21 protein-coding genes are annotated in these 21,885 nt (G+C 27.0%); 3 read left to right on the top strand and 18 right to left on the bottom strand.

Going from position 1 to position 21,885, the window contains the following annotated elements; translation table 11 throughout:
- Window positions 1–379 precede the first annotated feature (379 nt).
- From IC214_RS17175 to IC214_RS17135, 9 genes are all read right to left on the bottom strand, one after another.
- Entirely contained in the window at window positions 380–2,452 is a 2,073-nt protein-coding gene (locus IC214_RS17175) for an ABC transporter permease subunit/CPBP intramembrane protease (protein ID WP_227866841.1), read from the bottom strand.
- On the bottom strand, window positions 2,453–3,247 hold the full coding sequence (locus tag IC214_RS17170) for an ABC transporter ATP-binding protein (RefSeq protein ID WP_227433060.1): 795 nt from the start codon (window positions 3,245–3,247) through the stop codon (window positions 2,453–2,455).
- Window positions 3,248–3,532: 285 nt separating this feature from the next.
- A complete protein-coding gene (locus IC214_RS17165; protein WP_227433059.1) occupies window positions 3,533–4,714 on the bottom strand; it encodes a metal-dependent hydrolase family protein in 1,182 nt (393 codons plus the stop codon).
- 317 nt (window positions 4,715–5,031) lie between these two features.
- Window positions 5,032–6,300, bottom strand: coding sequence for a hypothetical protein (locus IC214_RS17160; RefSeq protein WP_227831098.1), 1,269 nt, complete (start codon window positions 6,298–6,300; stop codon window positions 5,032–5,034).
- 11 nt (window positions 6,301–6,311) lie between these two features.
- Window positions 6,312–7,112: a hypothetical protein gene (locus IC214_RS17155; RefSeq protein ID WP_227831099.1), complete on the bottom strand. Its 801-nt coding sequence runs from the start codon at window positions 7,110–7,112 to the stop codon at window positions 6,312–6,314.
- 20 nt (window positions 7,113–7,132) lie between these two features.
- On the bottom strand, window positions 7,133–8,344 hold the full coding sequence (locus tag IC214_RS17150) for a hypothetical protein (protein WP_227862836.1): 1,212 nt from the start codon (window positions 8,342–8,344) through the stop codon (window positions 7,133–7,135).
- Between the two features lie 10 nt (window positions 8,345–8,354).
- Window positions 8,355–9,179 (bottom strand): ABC transporter permease, encoded by an 825-nt coding sequence (locus IC214_RS17145; protein WP_227433055.1) that lies wholly within the window; start codon window positions 9,177–9,179, stop codon window positions 8,355–8,357.
- Entirely contained in the window at window positions 9,172–9,888 is a 717-nt protein-coding gene (locus tag IC214_RS17140; protein ID WP_227866840.1) for an ABC transporter ATP-binding protein, read from the bottom strand. Before IC214_RS17140 ends, IC214_RS17145 begins: the two co-directional genes overlap by 8 nt.
- 72 nt (window positions 9,889–9,960) lie before the next feature.
- Window positions 9,961–10,317 carry a GntR family transcriptional regulator gene (locus IC214_RS17135; protein WP_227433053.1) on the bottom strand — a complete coding sequence of 119 codons (357 nt, stop codon included), beginning with the start codon at window positions 10,315–10,317 and terminating at the stop codon, window positions 9,961–9,963.
- Window positions 10,318–10,670: 353 nt separating this feature from the next.
- Between IC214_RS17135 and IC214_RS17130 the strand changes: the two genes are divergently transcribed.
- From IC214_RS17130 to IC214_RS17120, 3 genes are read left to right on the top strand one after another with little or no spacing between them, the layout of a single operon-like run.
- Entirely contained in the window at window positions 10,671–11,129 is a 459-nt protein-coding gene (locus IC214_RS17130) for a GyrI-like domain-containing protein (protein ID WP_227482395.1), read from the top strand.
- Between the two features lie 3 nt (window positions 11,130–11,132).
- Window positions 11,133–12,095: an ATP-binding cassette domain-containing protein gene (locus IC214_RS17125; protein ID WP_227860870.1), complete on the top strand. Its 963-nt coding sequence runs from the start codon at window positions 11,133–11,135 to the stop codon at window positions 12,093–12,095.
- A complete protein-coding gene (locus IC214_RS17120; protein ID WP_227834564.1) occupies window positions 12,089–12,838 on the top strand; it encodes an ABC transporter permease in 750 nt (249 codons plus the stop codon). Before IC214_RS17125 ends, IC214_RS17120 begins: the two co-directional genes overlap by 7 nt.
- 197 nt (window positions 12,839–13,035) lie before the next feature.
- Here IC214_RS17120 and IC214_RS17115 read toward each other — a convergent pair whose 3' ends face one another.
- The 9 genes from IC214_RS17115 to thiM form a co-directional block, all read right to left on the bottom strand.
- Window positions 13,036–14,091 (bottom strand): SIS domain-containing protein, encoded by a 1,056-nt coding sequence (locus IC214_RS17115; protein ID WP_227433048.1) that lies wholly within the window; start codon window positions 14,089–14,091, stop codon window positions 13,036–13,038.
- Between the two features lie 48 nt (window positions 14,092–14,139).
- Window positions 14,140–14,940, bottom strand: coding sequence for a PTS system mannose/fructose/sorbose family transporter subunit IID (locus IC214_RS17110; protein ID WP_227433047.1), 801 nt, complete (start codon window positions 14,938–14,940; stop codon window positions 14,140–14,142).
- The gene (locus tag IC214_RS17105; RefSeq protein WP_227831103.1) at window positions 14,933–15,724 is read right to left on the bottom strand and encodes a PTS mannose/fructose/sorbose/N-acetylgalactosamine transporter subunit IIC; all 792 of its coding nucleotides are present in this window, start codon (window positions 15,722–15,724) and stop codon (window positions 14,933–14,935) included. The genes IC214_RS17110 and IC214_RS17105 overlap by 8 nt, the downstream gene beginning before the upstream one ends.
- A gap of 28 nt (window positions 15,725–15,752) precedes the next feature.
- Window positions 15,753–16,175 carry a PTS sugar transporter subunit IIA gene (locus IC214_RS17100; RefSeq protein WP_227433043.1) on the bottom strand — a complete coding sequence of 141 codons (423 nt, stop codon included), beginning with the start codon at window positions 16,173–16,175 and terminating at the stop codon, window positions 15,753–15,755.
- Window positions 16,176–16,190: 15 nt separating this feature from the next.
- On the bottom strand, window positions 16,191–16,670 hold the full coding sequence (locus IC214_RS17095) for a PTS sugar transporter subunit IIB (RefSeq protein ID WP_227433042.1): 480 nt from the start codon (window positions 16,668–16,670) through the stop codon (window positions 16,191–16,193).
- Between the two features lie 133 nt (window positions 16,671–16,803).
- The gene (locus IC214_RS17090; RefSeq protein ID WP_227433040.1) at window positions 16,804–19,560 is read right to left on the bottom strand and encodes a sigma 54-interacting transcriptional regulator; all 2,757 of its coding nucleotides are present in this window, start codon (window positions 19,558–19,560) and stop codon (window positions 16,804–16,806) included.
- Window positions 19,561–19,986: 426 nt separating this feature from the next.
- Window positions 19,987–20,289, bottom strand: coding sequence for a PTS sugar transporter subunit IIB (locus IC214_RS17085; RefSeq protein ID WP_227866839.1), 303 nt, complete (start codon window positions 20,287–20,289; stop codon window positions 19,987–19,989).
- 136 nt (window positions 20,290–20,425) lie between these two features.
- Window positions 20,426–21,058, bottom strand: a complete 633-nt coding sequence (gene thiE, locus IC214_RS17080) for a thiamine phosphate synthase (RefSeq protein WP_227855130.1) — start codon at window positions 21,056–21,058, stop codon at window positions 20,426–20,428.
- A gap of 21 nt (window positions 21,059–21,079) precedes the next feature.
- The gene (gene thiM / locus IC214_RS17075; RefSeq protein WP_227866838.1) at window positions 21,080–21,871 is read right to left on the bottom strand and encodes a hydroxyethylthiazole kinase; all 792 of its coding nucleotides are present in this window, start codon (window positions 21,869–21,871) and stop codon (window positions 21,080–21,082) included.
- Between the last annotated feature and the right edge of the window lie 14 nt (window positions 21,872–21,885).

Genomic DNA, 21,885 nt, shown 5'->3' with positions numbered 1-21,885 from the left:
AAACTATCCATTTTACAAGAAATGACTACTTTTTATTAAAACACAGTATTTCCAATACATTCACCTTTAAAATTTCATTATGTTTTTCTTCTTCTATTCATTTCGACAAATCAACACTTAATTTTTATAATTAACTAAATTGAATAATATTTAATATAAATTTTTTAATATGCCATTTTTACCTAATTTTTTAAAGTCATTTTTTAGATATAAACTCTTTATAAATTCATTTATATAATTAAAATATTATATAAATGAATTTATAAAGAGTTTATATAATGAATAAATACATAAAATAACACTAAAGTATATATAAATAAAGCAATACTTATATATTTTAGTGTTATTTATTATCTCAATATATTTAAGAAATTTATATTTAATTTTTTAAATCTTTTCTGTATAAAAGTCTCATTCCTAATATAACTAATATAAAGCTTATTACAAGAACTAAAGCAAATTTAAATATATTTAAATTTGAAAAATCAACCTCAATAAACTTATATAAGTTAGCTATATTTCCTGTTGCATAATGGCTTACTATAACCGCTACACTATTATTTAAGAAATGTAATAACATTGATACAAATATAGAGCCAGACTTATATACACTGTATGCAAATATGATTCCTAATATTGATGTTGGAATTATTCTTATAAAATCCATATGCATAATACCAAACAATACTCCACTACATATTATTGCTAACTTTACAGACTTAACTCCATTTTTGGATTTACTAAATGCAGAAAATATAAAACCTCTAAAAAATATTTCTTCACATATAGCTGGCAATAATCCTATTATCAATAAATTCAATAAAAATTTATCCTTCATAAAAAGAGATTTATTTAAACTCTCAGCCACTTCCATATTTTGAGGAAATAAAAATAAAATTAACTGAGTTATAATCATAATAATTATGTATCCTCCAACCCAAAGAACAACGCCTCCTAAGAGATGTTTTAATGTTGGAATCTTTATACTAAATACTTCTCTAAAATCAGCTTTGATATAATATTCAAATATTAGTGGTAAAGCAATTATCATAACTTGTGTCATTACAATACCTGCTGTTCCAAATTTAATTTGAACCAAAGAACCAACATAAATTAAAAGAACTAATCCTACTGCATACAAAATAATACCATCACTCACAGTTGGTATAGACCCTTTTTTTATATTGCATCTTTTCTCCAAGAAAGAAAAACTCTTACTATTTCCAAAAAGTATTTCTTCAGAATTAAACATTTTAGACAGAAGTATAATTGCCAATATTACAAAAGCTATATTTGATGTTAAAACTAGTGCTATCAGATTTAAATCACTTTTAAAAGACAATACACTTTTTATAAGTAATGATATATTTACCACAGGTATTACAGCTGTTACTCTATCCAATACTATATTGGGTATCATAGAAACATAAGATGGTATCATAATAACCAACATAAGAGGAGTTATATAGTTTTGAGCATCTTTAAAACTTTTTGCTAGTGAACATACACACATACTTATTGCTGCAACTACCATTGAAAACAGACATACACATATTAAAGTAGTAATAACTGGTAAAACTAAATCTCCATAATTAAAATTTCCAAAACCAAACTGGCTACTAAGACCACCACTAACTAAAATAAATGCCATCGTTAATCCTATAGATAAAATATTTAAAATTGCTGTTACTATTGCACTAAGGGAAACCGCCATATATTTTCCCATTACTAATTCTAAATTCGATATTGGGAGTGTAAATAAAGTTTCTAGTGTACCTCTTTCCTTTTCTCCAGCCATAACATCTATTGCTGGATATATTGAACCAAGCAAAACTCCTATTATTAATATAAATGGTAATATCTGACCTAAAAAGTAACCTGCTACTTCTTCTGTTTTTGCAATATCTATAGTATTGTATGTTATAGGTTCCAATGTACTCTGTACATCTAATCCTTTTTCAGCTAAAGTATTTTCTACAGTAAGTCTCTTGTATTTATCTAAAACAGTTTCAATTCTTTTTACAGAGTTAGAAGAATTTTCCTGAGATGAATTCATATATATTTTATAACTTGTAGCTGATTGCTTTTCTTCTATTTTTATGTAGGCATCAATTTTATTTTCTTCTAAAGACTTCTTATAATTATCAACACTTAATATTTTTATCTTGCCTTTATCATTTGTAGTATCTTTATTGTTCCCAGTGTCTTCCTCTAAATTATTCTCCTTTTCAATCATTGATACAAGCACTTTATTGGGTGTACTATCAAAAGCTATATTAATATCTTTACTATTCATACTATTTGCGGACATATTCATTACCTGAATCATCAACAACATAAGCAAAGGATATAAAAGAAGTGGTATAACAATCATCATAAATAAAGTCTTTTTGTCTCTTAGTATGTCTAACATTTCTTTTTTGAATATGTATTTTACAATTTTACTTCTCATCTAAACCTCCTCCATTCTAGCAAGATTTATAAACACATCTCTCAAGTTATTTACTCCTGATTCTTCTTTTAAACTTTCTGGAGTCCCTGATGCAATTATTTTTCCATTATGAATCATTAAAATCTTATCACATAAAATTTCTGCTTCTTCCATATAATGAGTTGAATAAAGTACAGTTTTTCCTATTAACTTTTCATTTTTCATAAAGTCTATTATAGATGCACTACTCAAAACATCAAGACCTAATGTCGGCTCATCAAAAATATATACTTTTGGGGAATGTATTAAGCAACGAGCTATAGATGTTCGCTGTGTCTGACCAGTTGATAGATTTTCAATTCTGTTGTCTATAAACTCATTCATATCCATTACTTTTACAACATTTTTAATTGATTCTTCTATTTCTTCTTTTGTCATTTCATATAAACTTCCAAAAGTTGTTAAAAGTTCTCTAGGAGAAAGTCTCCCATACAGCTTTGTATTTCCAGATAGATATCCTATTTCTTTTTTTGCTGAATTTCTATCTATTGAATAATCATATCCAGAAACACTTATATTTCCTGATGTTGGTGTTAATATTCCTCCTAACATTCTAAGTAATGTTGTTTTTCCAGCACCATTGGGTCCTAATATTCCAACTATCTCACCTTCTTCAACACTAAAAGAAACATTATTTACAGCAAGAAAGTCTTCTTTTTTAGTTTTAATCTTCTTTAATTTTTTTATCGAACTTTTACTTTTATCATCTTTTACAACCCTTGTAAAAGATTTACATAATTTATCTACCTCTATCATTTACCAACTTGCTCCTTTCTTATTTATAGATATATTTATATAAATATAACATATAAACCTTTTTTATATACTGTTTTTTATTTTAAAATATATTATTTATAAAAACACATATATTTACATGACAAATTATTACTTTTTATTCTTTTATAATATATATATTAACTAATGGATATAAAATAACATATGAATTTTTAAAGTATTAATAAATATTATCAATAAAAAAAAGTGTCTCTAATCTTTTAAACATTCTTTCAGACACTTTTTTCTAATTTCTCTTTTATTTTATTATCTAACTTTTTTGCCAAGTTTAAATACTGATAAAACATCTGACATTACATCTATATTATCTATAGGATTTCCATTTACCACTATCACATCTGCTTTCTTTCCTGTTTCTAGAGTTCCATAATTTTTATCAATTCTTAAAAGTTCGGATGCAGTTTTTGTAGCTGCTACTATTACATCCATGTTATCCATACCATAATCTGACATTAATTTCATTTCATAATACGTCTTTCCATGTTCATTATAAGAAGTTCCTGCGTCAGAACCAACTGCAATTTTAATTCCTTTTTTATACGCTTTTAAGAATGATTCCTTATGAGGAATAGCAACAATTTCGCACTTTCTAAGAGTAGCCTCAGTTATTCCACTTTCTTTTCCTGCATTTAAAATAAAATATGGTGCAGCAACTGTTGGAACTAGATATGTTCCTTTTTCAAGCATCAAATCAATTATTTCATCATCTAAATAAACACCATGCTCTATAGAAGTAATACCTGCAAGAACTGCATTTTTTATACCAGTTCTTCCTTGTGCATGTGTAGCAGTTATTTTACCTGCTTTTATAGCTTCATCTACAGCAGCCTTCATTTCCTCTAAAGTCAACTGTGGTGAACCTGGCTCAACACCATCAGTTGTTACACCTCCAGTAGCCATTATCTTTACACAATCTACTCCATTTTTTAAAACTGTTCTAGCTGATTTTCTACATTCATCTACTCCATCACTTTCAATACCAAAATAGTATCCATGTCCTCCTGTCATACATATAACTGGACCTGAAGTAACTATACCAGGACCATCTATAGATCCTTTGTCTATAAGATTTTTAAGTTGTACATCCACATATTTCGGACAACCTAGACTTCTAATATATGTTACTCCTGAATCTAAATATGCATCAAGTTGTTTTATTGTATTTACTACAAGCTCTACATCAGATACATTCTCATAATAAACTTTTGGATTTCCTACTGGTTCCATTGTCAAATGCACATGACAATTCATAATTCCTGGCATAACAGTTTTATCTAGGTAATCATACACCTCATATCCACTTAAATCTTCTCTTATATCTTCAATTTCAAGTATAGTATCTCCATCAATAATTATACCTTTATTCTCCATAATACTATTTCCTGTTCCATCAATTAAATTTCCTGCTTTTATATACTTTTTACTCATTTTTAAATTATCCCCCTCTTCAAGTATAATGTATTATTTATTTATTATTTTTAATATTCTAATAATTAATTCTACCACTATATTACTATCATTTCAAATTTAAGTGAATTAAATATCGGATTAAACTAGAATATATTATAATATTAGAATATTTATAATATGTAAAAGATATTAATCAAATTGCTTTTATATCAATGCTAAAATAAGACAAGATAATCAAAATGTATATAATTATCTTGTTTTATTTTTATCTATTCATTTTTATATTTTACATGAAAAAATATCTAAATTTAAAGTTATTTGATTAATACTATTATTTAATTTGCTACAAAGAATAACTTATCTTGTAAACTTACATCTCCATTTATCAATTCAGCTTCATATACTGTTTTTTTAAGATTCATATCAAATACTTGAAATTTTATTGGCTTGGTTCCAACTATATCAGAAGTAACTCCACTTCCTTTTTTCTCTCCTGAAATAGTTTCCTTTACACTTGAAATAGAGTATATTTTATCGTCTAATAACTTAACTTTCCTAACACCAGATAGTGCTTCATCATAATCTACTTTTAAATTAAGCTTTTCATAATCTTCTAGTTTAATTTCATTAGAATCAACACTATAAACAAGATTAATTATAAAACGACTCTTATCTGTAACTATAATATTTAGTTTGTTATCTTTAACGATATAGTCTAACTTTGTTTTACTCAATAAGCCCATTTCCCCTTGGTCAGCATTTTTTTCTTTATTTAAATTATCCATAAACTTGTTACTTTTATCGAAAGAATTCTCTTCTATATCATACACAATGAAATCTGAATAATTATCATGCCCTTCAATGTCACCATTTATCTCTTTGTTGTTTAACCTCTCTAAATAAAGTTTACTTCCAATAGAAAATTTAATCTCATTAATATTTTGTTGGTATTTACTTTGTGAGTCTAAATTAAATCTATTTAATAATTTATAGGATTTATTTTTTATATCTACCTTTAATATACAAATATTATTGACTGTAACACCTGAAACATTTGTTTCACTAATCACCATATATAAATTTCCTCTATATATTTTGTTAAAAATAGTTTGCCAACTATTTTCTTTAAAATCAGATTTTTTTAAATCAATATCAAAATTTTCTTCTAAGCCACTTTTCAAATTTTTATTTGAAACTTTTATATAATCATTTAAATTGTTTCTTTCCTGTACTGAATTAGACTTAGTAGAAGTATATGCTACCCCTATATTCAAATCATCTTTATATATAAATTCGATTCCTTTACCATCAATAAAATCGCTGTATTTCTTATCAATATGCAAATAATCATTTCCAATTTTAGTTTTAGGATTTATATCATTTCTTGTCCCATTTTTACTTATGGTTACTTCTTCATAAGTATATCTACTTATATTTGGTGTATATACTAAACTAACTCTTCCTATATCCTTTAGATTACCATTTAAAGTTCTTATAGATAATTTATTTTTACTAAGACAACTCAATATCAAAGTCATAATAATCATTGATAAACATACTGTTATAAAACATATTGTATATTTTCCTAATTTCTTTTCTCTCATATATACACCTCCTAAAAGTCAATTTTATTATTTAAAAGTTTATTAGACATAAAACTACATACAAATATGCTCACACTTGAATATACTACAGTAAATACATTACTATATTCATAAGGTATAATAAACTCTACAAGAATTATAAATATTAGAATTTCTATAACTAAAAATAGAAAACTCATTAAAGCTCTCATCTTATACACAGATTTATTTATAAGAATTGATGTGAATACTACACATATAACTCCTATTAGTAAAAATACATATTCTACTAATAAGTTCTCAAAGCTGTATGGAAGTAAAATATTTAATTTATATATTGTTTCTTGTACAAAATTATAGTTTGCAATACTACCAAGCATATAATTAGGTAGTATTTTACTTGCAATAAATAAAGTTATTGTAAATAATATAGTGTAGCTATACACTAGAAACAATACATTTAATAATTTAGATATATAAATATTAATTTTATTCTTAGGAAGCATCACAAGTGTATATATGGATTTGCTTTTCATGTCAAAATCTCTATACCAAATAAAAAAAGCATAACAAATACACACAAATATCCCAAATAAAAAACATGATTGTATAGAACCCATTATGTTTCCAAAACTTGAAAATCCCATGACACTTGCTGTTTCTATTGTCTTTCCTACTTTTGATAACTGCTCAGTTTTTACTGCATTTTCTATTATATAGTTATAATCATTTAAATTTTTCACTAGATTTAAAAATACAATAGAACAAAAACAACTTATTATAAATATATAATTTTTTATGTTTCTTTTTAAATCAAACTCAAATAACTTCATTAAATCCCTCATCAATTCACCTACTTTATTTCAAATTCTAAACTGCTATTTGAACTATTAAACTGTAATTCTCCCTTATACACTATTTCTTTCGAATTTTTATTTATTATATATAGAATAGTCTTATTGTCCCAGGGTAGTACGGAATTTGTTTTTGATGTACATACAATGATTTTATTTGAATCAATTTCAATGTTTCTGATGCTTCTTTCTTCTTTTTCATCCAAAACATATTTATCTTCAACTAAACTGCCATCTAGTATGTTATAAGTTATTAAATTTACCTCTTTACTTTTATTGGAATTATCTCTTTCTGACATTATCATATATAATTTACTATCTTTTAGCTTTGCTTTTTCCAAAGACATTCTATTATAACTTTTTAATTCTATTATTTTCTCTTTATTCTCTTTAACATTATACTCAAGTAAATTGAGCTTAGAATCAACATCATCCCATGTATTTGCATTTATCGCTTCTATCAAAATATACATTTTATCTCCATCTTTACTAGAATAACTTACATCAATACTCTGTATGTTGTTGTATTTTTCAAAAATATACTTGCTTATATTTATACTTTTTATCGTCTCTATTTTTTTACTTTTAGTATTAATCTTTATTATATCTATAGTATTCAAATCTTCTTCATTTTTTTCTGATGACTCATTTGGAGCATAAAGCACAGACACATATAAATCTTTTTTGTATCTTTTTGATGATAGCACTTTTACATGATACTCATCGATATCTTTATCTACTTTATATTTAGTTCTTATAAAATTATCCATATCTAGTTTTTCATATTCAACTTTTCTATCACTTCCTTCTGAAATAAATACACCTTTTTCTAGGTCTTCTTTTTTCTCATCTATAACAAAATTTATCCCTTTTGAACTAGATTTAGAATCATCACTTATTTCAAAACCAACATGAGCTATTGAATCCAAACCACTAGAGACATCGATTAGGTTATTCGTGTTCTCACTCTCTTTTATTGATTTTAATAATTCTGTTTTTTTAGTTTTATTGCTTCCATTTATTATATATCTTGAATTTATATATCCATTAAAATCATATCCAAAATATATGTTTATATAACCCAATTCATCTTGGTCACCTTTTATCGTTTTTATACTTAAATTGTTTTCATTGTTCAATAGGTCTATACTAAAATATATTGCCACTGCTAAAAATATAATAAGTATAGATATTTTAGATTTTAATTTCATGTCACACCTCCTAAATAGACAATTTCTTATTTATTAAGAAATAAGAGATTCCATTTAAAATAAACATTATAACTATAAAACTTAATACATAGTTACCTAAGGAATTAAGTTGTGTTCCAACAAATCCATAATACTTTCTAAACAAACTAATTATATTTATATATACTGTTGAAAAATATAACCCTGCCAAAATTATCAAGGTAATTAAAATCACATAAAATTTACCTCTGTAAGAAAATGTGAATAATATACAACTATTCAAAAAAGAAATAGCTACAAACAGTAAAAATACATAAATTGTTATGAAAGAAATAAAATCGATTGGAATACTTTTTAAATTTAAATAATATAAATCCTGAGCAAAGGACATATTAACTATTGGAACATTTCTAAAAACAAAATTAAATATGTGTTTACATATAAATAATGTTGCTATCTGACTTATCAAAAAACCATATACCATTGTTATCAAAGTGATTGACTTAGATATACAAAGTTTAAATTTATTCTGAGGTAACATCATTAAAGTATAAATACTTTGATTTTTAGAAAAGAAATCTCTTTTCCACATAAAAATATAGTATGTAAACATTCCCAATATTCCATACAGTAAAATTGTTTGGATACATCTAAGATTGCCAATGATACCTATTCCATAAAATACACCTCCAAAATCCTCTATTGCTAAGTTTATAATAAATTTAGAGTTCTTAAATTTAATAATTTCAAATAAATTTAAGCCCAATGTAATTAAAGATAAAAAAGATATATAGGCTATATAAAACCTCTTATTTCTCCTTAAATCTACATTTATTAGACATAGAAGCTTATTCATTCTTATATACCTCCCTCATTTTATCTAATATAGACTTACCTTCTCTTTCTCTCAAATCTTCTGCATTAAATGATGTTATTACTTTACCTTCATCAAGAATTACAACTTCATCAACTAGACTTTCTATTTCTACTATCTCATGAGTGGTTATAATAATAGCTTGATTTTCTTTCATATACTGTGCTATTACTCCTATAAATTCTTCTCTTTTAAACAAGTCAATCCCTGTGAATGGTTCATCAAGTAATATATAGTCTGGGTCTTGACAAAATCCAAGAATTAATTTTACTCTTGCAATATTTCCTTTAGATAAATTGTCAATTAATTCATTTTCATTCAGTTTAAATATATCCATCATTTCTTTTGATTTTTCTTTATTCCATCTTGGATAAAAAATTTCCATAAATTCAAATGACTCTTTTATTGTTGTATTACTAAAGTGAGATTCTACATCTGGAACAAATGCAAGTTTATTATATATGTTTTTATTCATTTTTTCTCCATCTATTAAAATATCTCCACTATCAATTTTTATAAGCCCTGCTATTGCTTTTAAAATTGTTGACTTACCAACACCATTTATCCCAAGTAAAGCTGTTATTTTTCCTTTTTCAATACTAAAGCTTACATTCTTTAAAGCATCTATTTTCTTTACTTTTAGTCCTTGCATTCTTTTATATGTTTTGCTTACATTTTTAATTTCTATCATATTAGTATCCTCCATATTTAATATGCTTGTACAATTAACCTTATAAGTTAAGTGTTTATATTTATTAAAAAACTAATATCTATCTTCTATTATCTTTAAAACTTCTTCTTTAGTAACATTTATTGCCTTCATATCTTCTATAAATACAACTAAAGATTCATTTATTAACTCTAGTTTTAAATTTTTTAATATATTTTCATCAACTGTCACGCTACTCTGATAGTTTTTAAAAGTATTTATTATATTCATATCACCCATCTCCTTATATGCTCTTTGAACAGTATTTAAATTTACTTTTAAATTAAGTGCCATTTCTCTTCTTGATGGTATTGTTTCTCCTGGTTTTAATTCTCCTGTTACTATTTGTCTCTTTATATGCTTTATTATTTGCAAATAAATTGGAGATGTATTATCTAATTCAAAATTCATACTTCCTCCTATTCTAGTGTATTAATACGATAATACACTTTTTCTAAAAAAATACACTTCTACTTTAAATTTTATTTTATATTTCGTTAAGTGTATTATACGATTAATACACTTAATTTGTAAATACTTTTTAATAAATTATTTGATTTTAATTTATTAAATCATTAAAATCAAAATTCAAATAATAAGTTTACAAAATTGAGCATCAAATGAGAGGATATATATTTTATGTTATGTTAGACTTGAAAACAAACAAGGTAAGGTTATATCATCAATGAATCAAAAATCTTATATTGTACTAATACTTAATGGGTTAATTAAACCATTATAAACATACCTAAGGAGGAAAACAAATGAATTATAAAATTGAAATTAAAAACATCGAATCAGTCACAGCAGCTACTATGAGTTACAATGGACCCATGACTGAAGCAACAAAATATTTTCCAAATGTATTTAAATCTATAAAAGGAAAATCAAATGGTGCACCATTCTTTTGCTACCATAATGTTGACCAAGAAACTGGCATAGGAAAAATGGAGTTATGTGTACCAACTTCTGAAACTCCAAATCGTATGGGTGTAACAATAAAAGAGTTTCCTAAAACAAAAGCTTTGTTTTTTACCCACATTGGTTCATATAACAATTTGCCGAAAACATATGAAATGATATTTAAATATATTCATGAAAATAATCTAACAATAAAAACTCCTTGGAGAGAAGTATTTATTAAAGGACCAGGTATGCTAATAAAAGGTAATCCAGATAAATATATTACAGAAATCATATTTCCACTTAAAGAGGAGGAATAATACATGTTGGCAATCGAAATCAACAATTTAGTAAAACAATATAAAAATGGTGTAAGAGCTTTAAATGGTCTAAGTTTTAGTGTAAAGACTGGAGAAATATTTTCTTTACTTGGTCCAAATGGTGCTGGTAAATCTTCGCTTATCAATATTTTGACCACTTTTTATAAGCCTACAGCGGGTAATGTAACGATGCTTGGAAAAGACTTAATAAATAATCCATCTTGGATACGCACTCAAATTGCTTGTGTAGCACAACAAGTATCTATTGATGAACACCTGTCTCTCATGGAAAACATGATATTCCAAAGCAAAATGTATAAAGTGGAACCACAAGTTGCAAAAGAAAGAATAAACTCTTTAATTGAAAAATTTGAGTTAACTAGTTACTTAAAGTATCCTACTTCATCTTATTCTGGTGGAGTAAAACGTAGATTAGATATAGCTATGAATATGGTGTCGTCTCCTAAGATTCTGTTTTTAGATGAACCTACTGTTGGTATGGATGTAGATTCAAGAAAAGCTATGTGGGATATGCTACTAAAAATTAGAGATGAATATGGTACAACTATTTTTCTAACTACTCATTATCTTGAAGAAGCTGAACAGCTAAGTGATAATATCTGTATTATGAAAAATGGAAAAGATTTGGCACAAGGAACACCATCTAGTTTACGTAATTATATTAAGCAAAATATACTTCGTATCGCATTTCATGATATTGAAGATATAAAAAAATATAAGAATGATATTAAAAATGCTTGCTTAGTTAAATTTATGAATATACATGAAAATTCTCTTTTCATAAGTGTAGAAGAAAGTAGAACTTCACTTACTTTAATAAATAAATTTCTTTTAGAGCATAATATAAAGTTTGATGCAATAGAAATTGTAGAGCCAAGTCTTGAAGATGTTTTTTTAGCATTAACAAGTTCTAAGAAAGATTTAAAGGAGGAATGGAAATGTTAAATATCTTATGGCGTAATATGAAATGGCGTTTTAAAAATCCAATTTCATTTGTAGTTACTATATTACAACCTCTTCTTTGGCTTGTACTTTATAGCTCTGTCGCAAACCAAACTATGAGTGATATGAATGTCGATAATTATACAGCTTTTATACTTCCAGGTATAATTGTATTGGTTATCTTTTCATCATGTAGTAGTGGTGGTATCATCAATTTTATAATGAAAAATAGTGGGAGTTTTTATAGAGTTTTAATTGCACCTATTAGTCGATATTCCATTGTCTTTGGTCAGTTACTAGAAGCTATCCTAGTGTCTTTTATTGAAGTAGCAATTTTATGCATAGTAAGCATATTCTTTTCAGTAAAAATAGCATCTGGTATTGGTGGAATTGCTATAATGATAGTATTGATATTTATGACAGCCTTTTTTTTATCAAGCCTAGCTTATGCTATAAGTCTATTATTACCAAATGAAATAATTTATGAAACAATTATGACTGCCATTGTACTTCCTATTTTCTTTTTAAGCTCTGCTCTCTTCCCTGTTGAAGATTTATCTGGAGGATTAAAAATAGCAGTTATGCTCAATCCATTTACCCATGTTATTAATACTTTACGTAGTCTAATATTTGGTGAAACCATTCTAGTTGGAGATATACTACCTGTTATAGTGTTATTTTTAATATTGTGTTGTGGAAGTTTCGCACTTGCTATGTGGAGACTGAAAAAAGAAATGGTAAGTTAATTTTTGAAGATAATGTGTGTAGATTTGTAAAAAACTAATCTATTATATATACACTAATATATATACACTAAAAAAGTGGTGTTCCAAAATGATTAATTAAAATCATTTTGAGACACCACCTTTATAATTCATGCTACTTAAGTGTATATTTATAAATTTATACAAGAAACTATAAACTAAAGTACTTATATGTATAATTACTTATTAAACTTCTTACTACCTAACTTCATGTGGAACTTAGTATCTTTTGGAATACTTGGGTTTATACCTCTTAATGTAGGTATTTCTCCACATATCAATTGTATAGGTACTATGAAGTTAAACGTTTGATAGTAAGGATTATCTATAATATCTGCCTTTAAATTTTTATCTTCTTCTGCAACATCTCTACCTATGACAAATACATTGTCTGTCCATCCAGAAAGTACTTCAACCATCTTAGTTACTCTAGGTTCTCTTCCTGTATCTAGTATAAATATAGTAGAATCACTATTTATAGCATTGTATACACCATGTATGAACTCTTCAAACTCATATCCAGTTACAGGAATTCTCATTGTCTCTAATAATTTTAATGCTGACTCTAATGTATCTCCATATATATCAGAGTGACCTACTACTCTTATTTCTTTAGCGTTAACTAACTTTTCTTTGTTTCTTTCAATCCATTGCTCAGATGATTTATATACTGATTCAAATCTATCTATTGCATCCAATATCTTATTTATCTCTTCATTGTACTTTTCACTAGATATTATTCCCTTTTCTCTAGCTATTTGAAGACCTAATAACATTAAATTTAACTTTGTACAATAAAAGCCTTTTGTTTTAGCACCAGATTTTTCTTCACCACAATTCACTGTTAATATATAGTCAGAAATCTCATCTATTAGAGCATTTTTACAGCCTGCCATAGATGCTATTTTACAACCCTTGTCTTCAGCTAACTTCATAGCATTATATGCAGAATAACTACTTCCACCTTGAGATATTCCCACCACTAAAGTATTTTTATTATCAAATTTAAATGTATCTTCAGTTATCATAAATGGATACTTTTCTACAACATCTATGTCTAATAAATTTTGCAAATATGGTTGTACTTGCAATCCTGAGTGATAACTAGTACCTGAACCTGTTATTATAATCTTTTTTATATCTTCTTTCTTAATTTCATTAAATAAATTATCTGCATTAGATATCATTTCTCTCATTTTTGCTGGTGTTTCTAACATATAATCTTGTATTCTCATTTTGTATGCCTTCCTTATTCATATATTTAATAAATTATAATTTTCTTTCTATAATAACCCTATTGCATGTAAAGCAATTCCTCCCACTATAATGCCTAGAGTTAACTTTGTTACACTTACCTTTCGCTTTAACATGTAATATATTACAAATGCAAAAGCTAAAGGTAACATGTTAGGTATTATTTTATCTAATATATCTTGTAAAACCACTTCTGCACCATTTAAATTAAATTTTAGTGGAGTAGTTATACTCAACATTGTTGCAACCATTCCTCCTACAACGAATAAACCAACAGTTGTAGCCATAGACATTATTTTCTCCATAAGCCCTTCTCTTTGTATTCTTTCAAGTGAATTTACTCCGACTTTATATCCATATTTAAGTCCAAGTATTCTTAGAGCAAATGCTGGGATATTGTACAACAGTAAGAATAATAGCGGGCCAAATATATTTCCTTCTTTTGCAAGTGATACTCCTATTCCAGCAGCTATAATTCTAAATGTTCCCCAAAATAGTGAATCCCCAATTCCTGCAAGAGGACCCATAAGAGCTGTTTTAACAGCACTGATTGAGTTTTCATCAAATTCTGAATTATTAGCATTCTCCTCTTCCATAGCTGCTGTTATACCTAATATAGCAGGAACTACTACTGTGGTTGTATTAAAAATTTCTAAGTGTCTTTCTATCGCTTTTGCTTGATTTTCTTTTTTATTATATAACTTCTTTATTGCAGGTAACATTGCATAACAATAACCTAAGTTTTGCATTCTTTCATAATTGAATGCACCTTGAAGAGCAAATGAACGCCAAAACATACTTCTTAATTCTTTTTTTGTTAGTTTATTCAAAGTCAATCTCTCCTTCCGTTAAAATATTAGTTGCTACTTGAGGATTTTGACTATTTTCTTTGCTGTTAATATAAAAGTTTAATATAACTGCTACACAGACTCCAAACAACGCTATTGCAGTTATATCTAGTCCAACATAAGATGCTAAGAGGAATCCTATAAAGAAAAATACAGACATCTTTTTTGAAAGTAGCATATCCATAAGTAGTGCAAATCCTACTGCTGGTAACAATGTTCCTGCAACACCTAATCCATCTAATATAACTTTAGGTATTGCATTTATTAACGTTGTAACTTTATCAGCACCAATCATAATTGCTAAAAATGTTGGAACTGATGTACTTAAAAAGAATAATACTACTGGAATCCACATCATTATAGTAACCTTTTTAAAGTCAGCTTGTTTAGCATAAAAAACTGCCTTTTGAGAAAAATATGAGTTTACTATTCTAACCAATACTCCAAGAGATTGTGCTAAAACTGCTACTGGCACTGCTACAGCTAGAGCAACTTCTGCACCATTTCCTGATAATATAGCAAACGCTGTACCTAATACACCACCTGTTACTACATCTGGAGGAGTAGCTGCACCTATTCCTGCAATTCCCATCCAAATTAATTCAAGTTGTGCACCAATCATAATTCCTGACTTTATATCTCCTAAAACTAATCCTACTAATGCCCCTGTAACTATTGGTCTATCAAACATAGACTGACCAAATATACGTCCATCTAATATACCAAAGCCTGCTATAATAGCTAACATAATAGCTTGTACTAACATAGTGAACCTCCCTCTTAATTTACATTAATTACATCACACTTTTGATTTCATTTTTATTTTCTAATAGTTCATTTACATGAACTATTCCATTTCTCGCTTCCTCTAAACCTGATTTAGCTAATAGCTTTGCATCCTCTTCTGTTGATAAAAGAATAGCCAAAAGCATTGGTAAATTTACTCCTGTCAATAACTCAAATTTAAACCCTTGTAAGAGTAAATTAGTACATATGTTTGCTACACTTCCACCAAATATATCTGTTAGTATGATAAGTTCTCCATTATTTTTGTTATTTGATAATATACTTATCATTTCTTTCTCAGCATCGTCTGCTGATTTATCTTTTGTCATACAAAAGTACTCAACATTACTTAATGAACCAATTATTAATTTACTTGTCTCAACAAGCTCCTTAGATAATTCTCCATGTGTTGCAATTAAAAAATTTTTCATTTTCTTTCTCCCAAATTATTTTATTAAGTCTGATAATTTTTTCTTTTTGTCTCTAGGTAACATTCTAAATTCTATATCAATTCCTAAATCAGTTATTTCTTTAAAATTGTTTATATCATTATCATCAACAGCAACTAAGTCTGTCAGCTTCTTCTTTCCTTCCTCGTATCTTAATCCACCTACATTTATTTCTTTTAAAACTCCTCCTGAGTTTTTAGCTACATCTAAAGCATCTTTTGTATTTTTTACTAATACTAATACATTACTTTTCTTTGAAGAAGCAAATTTTTCTACTATTTCTCCAGATTCCTCTACCCCCCTTATATATAAAGTTACATTGCTAGGCTTAGCTAAATTTAATGACATGGCTTTCATTTGATCGTTTTTTGCTTCATCATTTGCAACTAATATTACATTTATACCTAATGATGTTGTCCATCCATATGCTACCTGACCATGTATTAGTCTGTCATCAATCCTCATTAAAGATATCATTTTCCTCAAATCCTCCATTATATATTAAAATTTTTATTTTTTATCCTCTTGTTTATTTATAAAAGCAAAAAGCATGCCAACTAGTGGCATACTTTTTTTTCAATTTTATTTATTTATTTTTTAATACTGTATTTTACTGAAGTGGACCATAAATAATATTATAGATATATCCGATTTCTGAAATAGATATTTGCACACTATAACTCTTTTCTAGCACACTAAATGCATTTTTTATTAGTTTAACTTCACTGTGATGGTTTTTAATTAATAAATTCATATCAGTATATTCTTCAATCTCAGCTTGTCTAACCAATCTTTCAATCATACAACTTAAGTGAACATATAAAGCAATTTTTTTATCATTAGGAAGTTTTTTCTTTTGATTATTTTCTATAGCATTGATTCCTTCTTCTATTCTCTCTATTATTTTTTTTGAGTCTAAAATAGTCAGACTATCTATTACTCTAATCAAAGAAAAATTCTTTATGATAGAATCATTTATGTTTTTGATTTTTTCACTTTCTACTACTTTACTAAATATTCTAAAGACATCATCTTCTCCTTTTCCTGATATTATATCCTCTAGTAGTATGAAGTCTACTCCATTTACATTTGGATTAGCAGTTCCTACTATGGCCAATACATCATACATTTTAAAAAGTGGATCTTTATCTCCCATAGAAACAAGACTCTCATAATCGTGCGGTATTATCTTAACATCAACTATCCCCATTAAGCTTTCTGAAAGTAGATGTTGGATTTTTATAGCAGTACCTATCCCAGTAAAACAAGAAGATACTATGGCATACTCTTTATTTTTTTGAGGATAATACAATTGTATGTTGGGTTTAATTTCTTCATCCATAATTTCTGCTATATCTTCAATGTTTTTACCTTGCATTAATAAATTACCTACCTCTAGTGCAAAAATAGTGGATATTTGGTCTATAAACAACATTGGACTACTTATTTTACTTTTTAAATCTTCATATATCAGATTAAGAGAGCCCATATCAAATAACACAACTAGTCCATTTTTTATCCTATCTCCTTCCAAGTATCTAGACATTTGATTTGATACATCAGCAATTGTCGCATCTATAGGCATATCTATAGCTGTAAATACATTTTTACCCAACATACGATTACATACATTTGCCATACTACTAGCAGTAGCATACCCATGTGCTATAATCATTGCATTAACTTTATTAGACTTCATTCTTATAACTGTCGACTTAATAAATATAATCATTATAATTATATCTACATTATTAAGATACATATCCAATCTATTTGCTATTAATGTCGATACTTTATTTACTATAGAGTATTCTTTGTAATTTTCTTTCTTTAAATATGTTAGTAATTTACTTTGTAAGATTTTACATTCATCAGACAATTGATAAGACTCATCCTTCAAATAAAGATACGAAGAAAATGCTAATACATTATTTCCATCATATTTTATATTGTTGTTAACTTCTAAATTTCTAAATATATCCTGCATTATAGATATTATAAGCTCCATAAGTACATTTTTATTTTCATCATTATTTGAAAAAACTAGGTTATCCATTAACCTAATCATTAAGTTTGAGCTCTTTTCACTAAATATCTCTTTTGTTATTTCTTTTTTTTCTAGTCTATCAAAATAATCTAAACACTTTGTAAGGCTTTGATATATTATATTTCTTTTATTTCCTTCATCTGATGTCTCAATATTAAATTGTTTAGGAGAAAACACAATACTTTTGCTTTTAGCACTTTGGAACTGAAATATATCTACATTTTCTATATAAATATTTCTAGGAAGGTCTTGAAGTGTAACAAAAATATTTCCATTTCTTTTTTGGTTTTTTGCATATGCCCTTCCACATGCATATTTTATTACATTTTTACATTCACCTATATTACCTTTGAATTTTATCTTTAAAATCGTATTTAATGTAATTTGAGTTATCTCTATAGGTAAACCAAGCACCTTACTTTCCTCATATATAAAATGTTCTATAATCTTCCTTTTTTCAATAGTTCCTCTTTCCTCTATATTAGGAACATAAATATTTATAGGTATTCTTCTTAAAAAAGTCTGCAAAAACTCAGATAAGCTTTCTGTTGTAGCAAATACTAGCCTTACCTTAGCACTTCTATTTACTCCATTCTCTCCAATTCTAGAAAATGTACCTGTATCCATAAATGTAAATAACTTTTCCTGACCTTCACTGTTTAATCTATGTACCTCATCTAAAAATAATATACCACCATCAGATTTCTCTATTAACCCAGCTCTAGATTCATTTGCTCCAGTATAAGCCCCCTTGACATGTCCAAATAGTATACTTGATAATAACTCTGGATTATTATAGTACTGTGCACAGTTTAGTACATTATATGGAGCATTTTTTTCTAATATATTACTACTTACACTATACTTATATATTACCTTCGCTAAAAAAGTTTTACCTACACCACTTTCACCTGTTAGCATTATTGTAAGTCCATCATTTGGATAAAGTACAGCGGTTTTTATTTGCTCTATTGCCTCTTTTAGGCTACTTTCATGACCTATAATACTGTTAAATACAATCTCCTGCTTTAATAATTTACACTCATTACTAAGTTCATCAACACTTTCATAAATACTTTTTTTCGTAGGACCTATTGCATCATTTATCTTATTTTTTGGTAGAAAGATAACAGGTCTACTATTTATCTTTATAAGATTATCAGACTTTACCAAATCATTTAATAATCTGCTTGATTGAGTTCTACTTAAATTAAACTTTTTTACTATATCTTCTGTTACTATACCACTTTGTTTTTTAAGTTCATCAAAATTGTCAAATAATACCTTTTCATTTATAAAACGTAAAATTTCATTCTTCATAATCAACCTCCAATATAAATGTCAATGATACCAGTATATCCTTTATATATTAGTGAAAAAATAAATTATATTCTTTTATTCTAATAAATAGTACTGCACTAATCTCATACAATCAAATCCAATTATTACCATATAAATTGATAAACGAGTAAATAGAAGTGTATTTTGAATAGATTAAAATCTAAATGGATAAGTATATAATCAGTGCAAATTTAGGAATAATTTACATATAGAAACAACTCTACCTTATATTCTCCTTTATTAATTTTTTTCTAGAAATATTTTTTTTCTAAGTTAATTATATATTAAGAGTCTATGAAGATGAACAATTTAAATCAGCCTTGTTGAAAATAAAAAAATTTGAAAAAGAACTATAAAATATAAAAAGTGAACTCTATATCATAGAGTTCACTATCAGTGATTAATTTAATTTAGTATTTCTAGTACTGCATTTAATGCAGCATGACCATTACAAGTACCATAGTTTACCATATCTATTATAGCTACTGGAGCTTTATCTCCAACTATAGATTTTACATCATCAAACATAAATCTAAGCTGTGGCCCAAGAAGTAAAATATCAAAATTACCAAGTTCTGATTTTATATTTCCCTCTCCAACTGCCCATATTTTACAGTCTATATCTCTTTTCTTTGCATCTTTCTCCATTTTATTTACCAATAAAGTAGAAGACATACCGCCAACACACACTAATAATATCCTAATCATTAATATCTCCTTTTAATCAAATCTACATATATTTTGATTAAAAAGTATATGTAGAAAAGTTTACATTTATAACTTCCTATATTTTACTTTTAAATTATATCAAATTTTTCCAATTTTTTCACTACCATAACTCATTTTATATTTTTAATGTCCACTTTTCTACTTCTTCAGAAATATTTTCAGATTTTAATACAGCAGATATTATAGCATATCCATCACTATTTAAGCACTTAAGTTTATCTACATTATCTAGTTTTATCCCACCAATCAATACAAATGGTATATCTATCTTTCCTTTAATTTCTTTGACAGTTTCAAATGATGCGGATTTAGCATCCAGTTTGGTAGATGTTGTAAATATAGACCCTATACCTAAATAGTCTGCACCATCATTTTTTGCACAGATAGCTTCTTCTAAAGTTCTTGCTGATACACCTAGTATTTTATCTTTCCCTATAAGCTTTCTAACTTCCTTTGCATCAATGTCACTCTGTCCTACATGCACTCCATCTGCATCACAAATAATTGCTATATCTACTCTATCATTTATTATAAACTTAACACCATGTTTTCTAGTTATTTCCCTTAGCTTCATAGCCTTTTTTAAAAATTCTTTTCCAGAAGCATTTTTTTCTCTGAGTTGCACCGTTGTTATTCCAGAAACAATTGCATCTTCAATACATTTATAAAAATCTCTACCTTCTAGCATTTCAGAATCAGTCACTAAATATAACTTTAAGTCTTTTTTTAAACATTCTTTATCTATCATTTACAGCCTCCTGTTGACCATTTATTCATTTAAAAATTCAATATTAGAGTTTTTACTTATAATCTCTTCATCCATTTGATAAATAGAATTCATTAGATTTTCTTTAAATGTACCTATTGGTGGATTATTTAAATTAGCCAGCTCCCCACTTAACGACATTGTAAGTACACCCATTGTAGCTGCTTCTAATTTATTTTTAGTCACAGCCATAAAACTTGCAATCAAACTAGCAGTCATACACCCTGTGCCTGTAATACCTTTTAATTTATCAGTTCCATTATTTATTTTATATGTATTCTTACTATCAGTTATTATATCTATTTTTCCAGTTGCTGCAACTATACATTCAAGCTTTTCAGAAACTTTTTTTATTATATCAGTAGAATCTTCTTCATCATCAAAGGAATCTACACCTTTACCCATTACATCAAAGCCACCTATAAATTTTATTTCTGCTATATTCCCTTTAACCACATCAAATTTAACTTCATTTAAAAGCTTATTTGTAAGTTCTGCTCTGGCTTTACTTGCAAAGACTCCCACTGGGTCTAAGATAACAGGTTTATTGTATTTATTTGCAGCCTTTCCAGCCAATAAAAACAAATCTAATATATTTGAATTCATAGTTCCTATATTTATAACTACAGCATTTGCTATACTTACCATTTCTTCTACTTCCTCATATGAAAAACTCATAAGAGGGCTTGCACCTATAGCTAAAGTTACATTAGCACAATCATTTATTGTTACATTATTAGTATAGTGAATTACTAATGGGTTTACTTTCTTTACTTCTTCAATTAAATTATACATATTCTACCTCCATA

Source organism: Clostridioides sp. ES-S-0190-01, from assembly GCF_020658275.1.
Taxonomy (GTDB): domain Bacteria; phylum Bacillota; class Clostridia; order Peptostreptococcales; family Peptostreptococcaceae; genus Clostridioides.
Note: the sequence above shows the minus strand (reverse complement) of the source record. Positions and strands in the feature narration are given on the sequence as shown.

What these genes read in the sequence shown, in the direction of transcription:
- IC214_RS17175 (WP_227866841.1), bottom strand. Translation starts at nt 2,452, where the DNA reads ATGAGAAGTAAAATTGTAAAATACATATTCAAAAAAGAAATGTTAGAC.
- IC214_RS17170 (WP_227433060.1), bottom strand. Translation starts at nt 3,247, where the DNA reads ATGATAGAGGTAGATAAATTATGTAAATCTTTTACAAGGGTTGTAAAA.
- IC214_RS17165 (WP_227433059.1), bottom strand. Translation starts at nt 4,714, where the DNA reads ATGAGTAAAAAGTATATAAAAGCAGGAAATTTAATTGATGGAACAGGA.
- IC214_RS17160 (WP_227831098.1), bottom strand. Translation starts at nt 6,300, where the DNA reads ATGAGAGAAAAGAAATTAGGAAAATATACAATATGTTTTATAACAGTA.
- IC214_RS17155 (WP_227831099.1), bottom strand. Translation starts at nt 7,112, where the DNA reads ATGAAGTTATTTGAGTTTGATTTAAAAAGAAACATAAAAAATTATATA.
- IC214_RS17150 (WP_227862836.1), bottom strand. Translation starts at nt 8,344, where the DNA reads ATGAAATTAAAATCTAAAATATCTATACTTATTATATTTTTAGCAGTG.
- IC214_RS17145 (WP_227433055.1), bottom strand. Translation starts at nt 9,179, where the DNA reads ATGAATAAGCTTCTATGTCTAATAAATGTAGATTTAAGGAGAAATAAG.
- IC214_RS17140 (WP_227866840.1), bottom strand. Translation starts at nt 9,888, where the DNA reads ATGATAGAAATTAAAAATGTAAGCAAAACATATAAAAGAATGCAAGGA.
- IC214_RS17135 (WP_227433053.1), bottom strand. Translation starts at nt 10,317, where the DNA reads ATGAATTTTGAATTAGATAATACATCTCCAATTTATTTGCAAATAATA.
- IC214_RS17130 (WP_227482395.1), top strand. Translation starts at nt 10,671, where the DNA reads ATGAATTATAAAATTGAAATTAAAAACATCGAATCAGTCACAGCAGCT.
- IC214_RS17125 (WP_227860870.1), top strand. Translation starts at nt 11,133, where the DNA reads ATGTTGGCAATCGAAATCAACAATTTAGTAAAACAATATAAAAATGGT.
- IC214_RS17120 (WP_227834564.1), top strand. Translation starts at nt 12,089, where the DNA reads ATGTTAAATATCTTATGGCGTAATATGAAATGGCGTTTTAAAAATCCA.
- IC214_RS17115 (WP_227433048.1), bottom strand. Translation starts at nt 14,091, where the DNA reads ATGAGAATACAAGATTATATGTTAGAAACACCAGCAAAAATGAGAGAA.
- IC214_RS17105 (WP_227831103.1), bottom strand. Translation starts at nt 15,724, where the DNA reads ATGTTAGTACAAGCTATTATGTTAGCTATTATAGCAGGCTTTGGTATA.
- IC214_RS17100 (WP_227433043.1), bottom strand. Translation starts at nt 16,175, where the DNA reads ATGAAAAATTTTTTAATTGCAACACATGGAGAATTATCTAAGGAGCTT.
- IC214_RS17095 (WP_227433042.1), bottom strand. Translation starts at nt 16,670, where the DNA reads ATGATATCTTTAATGAGGATTGATGACAGACTAATACATGGTCAGGTA.
- IC214_RS17090 (WP_227433040.1), bottom strand. Translation starts at nt 19,560, where the DNA reads ATGAAGAATGAAATTTTACGTTTTATAAATGAAAAGGTATTATTTGAC.
- IC214_RS17085 (WP_227866839.1), bottom strand. Translation starts at nt 20,289, where the DNA reads ATGATTAGGATATTATTAGTGTGTGTTGGCGGTATGTCTTCTACTTTA.
- thiE (WP_227855130.1), bottom strand. Translation starts at nt 21,058, where the DNA reads ATGATAGATAAAGAATGTTTAAAAAAAGACTTAAAGTTATATTTAGTG.
- thiM (WP_227866838.1), bottom strand. Translation starts at nt 21,871, where the DNA reads ATGTATAATTTAATTGAAGAAGTAAAGAAAGTAAACCCATTAGTAATT.